4 protein-coding genes are annotated in these 4013 nt (G+C 61.2%); 2 read left to right on the forward strand and 2 right to left on the reverse strand.

Annotated elements, in window-relative coordinates:
* Positions 1-174: 174 nt before the first annotated feature.
* Together VN887_08900 and VN887_08905 are read right to left on the reverse strand one after the other, a co-directional pair.
* Positions 175-672 carry a hypothetical protein gene (locus VN887_08900; GenBank protein ID HXT40128.1) on the reverse strand — a complete coding sequence of 166 codons (498 nt, stop codon included), beginning with the start codon at positions 670-672 and terminating at the stop codon, positions 175-177.
* Between the two features lie 46 nt (positions 673-718).
* On the reverse strand, positions 719-1894 hold the full coding sequence (locus VN887_08905) for a PilT/PilU family type 4a pilus ATPase (GenBank protein HXT40129.1): 1176 nt from the start codon (positions 1892-1894) through the stop codon (positions 719-721).
* A 176-nt stretch (positions 1895-2070) separates the two neighbouring features.
* Between VN887_08905 and VN887_08910 the strand changes: the two genes are divergently transcribed.
* Together VN887_08910 and VN887_08915 are read left to right on the forward strand one after the other, a co-directional pair.
* Positions 2071-3255 carry a hypothetical protein gene (locus VN887_08910; GenBank protein HXT40130.1) on the forward strand — a complete coding sequence of 395 codons (1185 nt, stop codon included), beginning with the start codon at positions 2071-2073 and terminating at the stop codon, positions 3253-3255.
* Positions 3252-4013: hypothetical protein (locus tag VN887_08915; GenBank protein HXT40131.1), on the forward strand; the 762-nt coding region annotated here is incomplete at its 3' end. The genes VN887_08910 and VN887_08915, both read left to right, overlap by 4 nt.

Below are 4013 nucleotides of genomic sequence, written 5' to 3' on the forward strand. Positions count from 1 at the left end.
GGACGCGCATGAAGTCCCTCCGGCGGTGGTGAATCGTCCGAGTACGCCTCCGCCTTCTTGCCGTCGCCTTCGACCGTCAACGCGATATCGAAATGCTCGGCGCGTGCGATCACCGCCAGGAACGCAGTCACCAGTAGCGCCAGGCACGACCAGAATATCTTCGGTCGCGGCATGCTATTTGACTTCCAGCTCGATCACCGCCGACGGCTCATCCGACGGCGATAAATCCTTGTGCTGCGCCTCAATCCGCGCCAGGTACCGGCCCGGCTTCGACACCCGAAAGGTTAATTTCGATTGCGCGGCGTTTTTTTCTTTGAAGTCCATCGTCAACGCTCCTTCGAGCACCACGTTGTCCGGCTTTGCCAGGTCCGGCAGCCCGTCCGGGTCCGTTCCCTGAACCTGGGCAACATAGAAATGCACCAGCATATCTTCGAGCGCAGTGTCCCGTCCCGCCCTGATCTCCCAATGCAGCGTCAGGTTCTCGTTCGCTTTCGCATGGAAGACAGGCCGGGGCGCGGCGGCCCGGCGCTGGAGCGAGGGCTCGTTCGTGGCGACCTGCTTTGCCGACCCGTTGCTGACTTCGAGCGTGGCGACAAAAGCCTCTGGTGATGGAACAGCAGCAATTGCCCAGACGCAAAGGCACAGCGTGACTGATGCGCAAAAAACTTTCACGGGTGATCAGGTTTCAGTTTCGGGCCAGGCAGGGGTTTCCCTTTCGTTACTTCAAGATTCTTCCGAAATCACCTTCGACCGGCTCGATTTCGATTCTTTTGCCGCCTGATACCCGCGGTCCCGGCGGCTTTGGCGCTTGGGCCATGGAAGCCGCTGACACTGACGGCAGCGGAGTGGCCGCGGTTGGCATGTCGTCAGTTTCACTGTCGGGCGGCTCCGCGTCAGGCGGCGGGATGAACCAGCTTGTCCGCTTTTCCAGCCAGGCGCAGTAACGCGCGAATGTCCACATGCCGTTCCCGGCGCCGGTTTCCAGCGCGGAGATGATTTTGAAAAAATCGCGGCTCCGGATGTGTGCCTTCACGGGATTGGTCGGGATCAGGATCTCGCACTCCGGCACGCGGACGTTCAGGTCAGGCCGGAAACGGAGGCGCTGCGCGATGACGGCAACCAGACAATCGGCCAGCTGGGCGGCGACACTGTTTTGAATTTCGGATGGAAACGCGGCGACCACACGCTGCAGCGCCTCGGCACAGGTCGCGGAATGGACCGTCGTCATGACGAGGTGGCCGGTCTCGGACGCGTTCAATGTCAGACGCATCGTCTCAGGGTCGCGCATTTCGCCGACCATCAACACATCGGGATCTTCGCGCAACGCATCGAGCAGCGCCTGTTCGAATCCGGGCGTGTCACGGCCCACCTCGCGCTGGCGGATGTACGCGCGCCGCGGTCGGAAGTTGTATTCGATCGGGCTTTCGATTGTCACAATGTGCCGCGCCTCGGTCAGATTGATTTCCTGAATCAACGCGGCGAGCGTCGAGGATTTGCCGCATCCGGTCGGCCCGCTGACAAGAATCAATCCGTTGTGAGACGCGACCAGTTTCTTCAGATCGGGGTGCAGGTTGAGTCTCTCGATGGTGGCTTGAAAAGTCGCCAGCAACCGGATGGCGAAACCGACGCCTCGGGCGCTCTGCAACACGTTGATGCGACAACGAACGCCCTGGATCGTCCGCGAGAAATCTGCCGAATGGCGCTCGAGAAAGCCGGACCATTGCGCCTCCCCGATGATTTCGCGCGCCCATTCGAGCAGAGTTTTGGCGGCGACCGGCTCGCCGGTCATCCGCAACGAACCGCGCACCCGCACCGCCGGAGGCAACCCGGCCTCCAGGTGCAGATCGCTGGCGCCCTGCTGTTGTGCAGACGCAATCAATGAATGAAGGTTCATGGCCATAAAGATCCGTAATGCCAACCCGCCGACCAGCCTAAAGTTCCGCTGAAAAATGATCCATCGCCCATCGGCCCAAGTCACGCCAACATTTGCTCGCTTTCGGGCGGAGTTTGAGGCAATTGAACCGCTGGCTGATCTTGCCAAGACTGGCGAATCGAATCCTTTTTTATCGGATGGAAACGGCGACTCTCGCGGGTACTCCCGCCATTGAGCGGACCAAAGCCGCCCCTTTGCCGTGGCATTGCCATGCGGTTGTGCTGGGTGCCACCAGCATCGTCGTCGGGATTCTGTGGGACATCTCCTGGCACCGCACGATCGGACGCGACACCTTCTGGACGCCGGCGCACCTGGCGATCTACCTGGGCGGCTTGCTGGGCGGATTGTCCTGCGGCTGGCTTGTTTTGAAGACGACGTTCTCCGGCTCGACAGAGGAAAGGGCCGGCAGCGTGCCTTGCTGGGGTTTTCGCGGTCCGCTTGGCGCGTGGGTCGTAATCTGGGGCGCGTTTGCAATGCTGACCTCAGCGCCGTTCGACAACTGGTGGCACAACGCCTACGGCCTCGACGTGCAAATCATAAGTCCGCCCCACAGCATCCTCGCCGCCGGCATGTATGCGGTCACGCTGGGCGCGATGTTGCTGGTGCTGCGCCAGCAGAACAATTCTCAAGAAGACCCGACGCCAGGCCGCACAATGCTTGCGTATGCCGCGGGTGTTTTGATTGCGCTGATCGCCACGATGGTGACGGAGTACAGCTTTCCCAATCATCAGCATACCGGGCGTTTTTACAGGATCTCTTGCGCCATCTACCCGGTGATCCTCGTGGGCATGGCGAGGGCGACAAAAATTCGCTGGGCGGCAACCCTCATCGCCCTTGCTTACATGACCGTTACCGCGGGGATGGCCTGGATTCTGCCGCTTTTCCCCGGGCGACCGCTGCTCGGGCCGATTTACAATCCCGTGGATCACATGGTGGCACTGCCGTTTCCGTTGCTGCTCGTTGCGCCGGCTTTCGCGCTGGACCTGCTTCGCAACTGGATCGGGACCGGACGCGGATGGAAGCGTGATTGGCCGCTGGCGTTGCTTTCGGGAGCTGTATTCTTCTTCATTTTTTTGGCGGTGCAATGGAACTTCTCGAAATTCCTCATCAGTCCCGCGGCGGACAACTGGTTTTTCATCGAAAACAAATGGGAGTACGGAAACCAGATCGGCAACTGGTGCCACGAGTTTTGGGACGCGACGAACCCCGAATGGAATCCGCCCGCGTCGGCTGCAGGTCTGGGTGTCGCGCTGATCCTGGCCATGATTTCCGCGCGGATCGGTCTGTCGCTCGGCAACTGGATGGCAAAGGTGAAGCGATGATCAAACGGGTTTTTATCGCGTTGGCCGCCGCGTTTCTTCCTCTCGCCGCCCTCGCTCACGTCGGCAGCCCAAACGTGTTCTATGAAGGTTATGCCGGACCGTATCCTGTCCGCGTAACCGTCCGCCCGCCGCCGGTGATTCCCGGCCGCGCTGAAATCAGCGTGCGCGTCGAAAGTCCTGGCGTGAAAAGGATCACTGCATTGCCGGTGGTTTGGAATGCGGGTAGAAAAGGCGCTCCGCCACCGGATGAAGCGAAACTCGTGCGCGGAGAAACGAACCTTTACAGCGCGGAACTGTGGCTGATGGTCCCCGCGGTTCACAGCATTTACGTGGACATCGACGGCGGCCTCGGCGCGGGCACAGCCATCGTGCCCGTCAACGCCATCGCCACGCGCCGCCTTGGCATGGCTCACGGTTTGGGCGTGGCGCTCGCGCTGCTCGGGGCCTTTCTCATTCTGCTGCTCCTCACCATCATCCGCGCCGCCGCACGAGAGAGCGCCCTGCCGCCGGGTCAGACACCCGGTCCCCGACAACGCCGGCGCGCCGTCGTGATGACCGGACTGGCAGCCCTTTTGCTGACGGCGTCGTTGTGGGGCGGAAACAAATGGTGGAATGCTGAAGACACCAATTTCCGAAACAACCGTCTTTATCATCCCGCTCACATGAAAGCGGAGACGCGGTTGGAGGGAGGACAACGCGTCCTGCGCCTGTCGCGCGGCGATATGCGGAGCGCGTACCCACTCGTGCCCGATCACGGA

It is taken from the genome of Candidatus Angelobacter sp. (genome assembly GCA_035607015.1).
Taxonomy (GTDB): domain Bacteria; phylum Verrucomicrobiota; class Verrucomicrobiia; order Limisphaerales; family AV2; genus AV2.

What these genes read in the sequence shown, in the direction of transcription:
- VN887_08905 (HXT40129.1), bottom strand. Translation starts at nt 1,894, where the DNA reads ATGAACCTTCATTCATTGATTGCGTCTGCACAACAGCAGGGCGCCAGC.
- VN887_08910 (HXT40130.1), top strand. Translation starts at nt 2,071, where the DNA reads ATGGAAACGGCGACTCTCGCGGGTACTCCCGCCATTGAGCGGACCAAA.